The sequence below is a fragment of the Actinomycetota bacterium genome (genome assembly GCA_005774595.1).
Taxonomy (GTDB): domain Bacteria; phylum Actinomycetota; class Coriobacteriia; order Anaerosomatales; family D1FN1-002; genus D1FN1-002.
Map to the genome: position 1 here is coordinate 1 of VAUM01000516.1, position 1030 is coordinate 1030.

2 protein-coding genes are annotated in these 1030 nt (G+C 72.6%); both read left to right on the top strand.

Going from position 1 to position 1030, the window contains the following annotated elements; genetic code table 11:
* A partial coding sequence (locus FDZ70_11370; protein TLM64758.1) for an NAD(P)H-dependent oxidoreductase occupies positions 1 to 364 on the top strand: 364 nt, incomplete at its 5' end.
* Between the two features lie 183 nt (positions 365 to 547).
* Positions 548 to 1030: DUF348 domain-containing protein (locus FDZ70_11375; GenBank protein ID TLM64759.1), on the top strand; the 483-nt coding region annotated here is incomplete at its 3' end.

The window sequence follows — 1030 nt, forward strand, 5'->3', positions numbered from 1 at the left end:
CACCTCGCGCATGCGGTCGCGGATGACGCACTCGCCGGTGTTCTTCGCGACGGTGCCGGCCCGCCTCAAGGCGCTCTACGACCGCTGCCAGCCGTACTGGGCGCGCGTCTACGTGCAGGGCCGGCCGAAGCCGCTGAAGCGCCCCGCGGCGCTGCTGCTGGCGCGAGGCGGCCAGGACCCGTACGGGTTCACCTCGGCCATCGATCCCACGCGCAGCGTGCTGTCGGTCGTCGGCTTCGAGGTGGTCGAGCTGCTCGAGGTCGAGGGCGTCGACTCGCCGTCGGACATCGGCCGGCACGCCGACGCGCTCGCCCGCGCCCGCGCCATCGGGGCGGAGCTGGCCGGACGGCTCGGCACGGCCTGACCCCTCAGGCCGAGGGCGCCCTCCGGGGCCCTTCGAACGGCGACCTGCAGAACGGCGACCTGCGGGTTTGCCCGCCCCGGAACGCAGCGGTAGAATCCGAAGCCCGCGCTCGGCGGGGGCGCGAGGCGCCTGTCAGGGGTCTGGCGCGTCGGTCGACTCGGATGTTGAGAACCTAGGGGCTTCATGGGACGAAAGCCGGCAGGCCCGGCACGCCGCCCGAAGATCCAGCACCTGTTCGCACTCCTCATCGCTGCAGCATTCCTCGCGCTTCTCACCGCATCCTACGCATGGGCCGTCAAGGGGGTCACCGTCGTCAACGACGGTGAGGCCACCTACCACAAGACGAAGGCACCCGACGTCGCCGCTCTCCTGGAGCAGGCGGGCGTCGCCGTCGACCACGCCGACATCGTCACGCCGGCGCCCGACTCGTCGCTCAAGGACGGCATGACCGTCGTCGTGCGCCACGCGGTCCCCGTGAACCTCGTGCTGGGCGGCGAGCGCGTGGACCTCGACGTCGTCGGCGTCACGGTGGCCGACGCGCTCACCGCGTGCGGCATCGACCCGGCTGCGGGCCTCAAGGTCGAGCCCGCGCTCGCCGCGCCGCTCGCCCGCGAGATGACGATCACCGCCGCCGACGTCTTCCTGCGCGTCGACGCCGAGAAGACC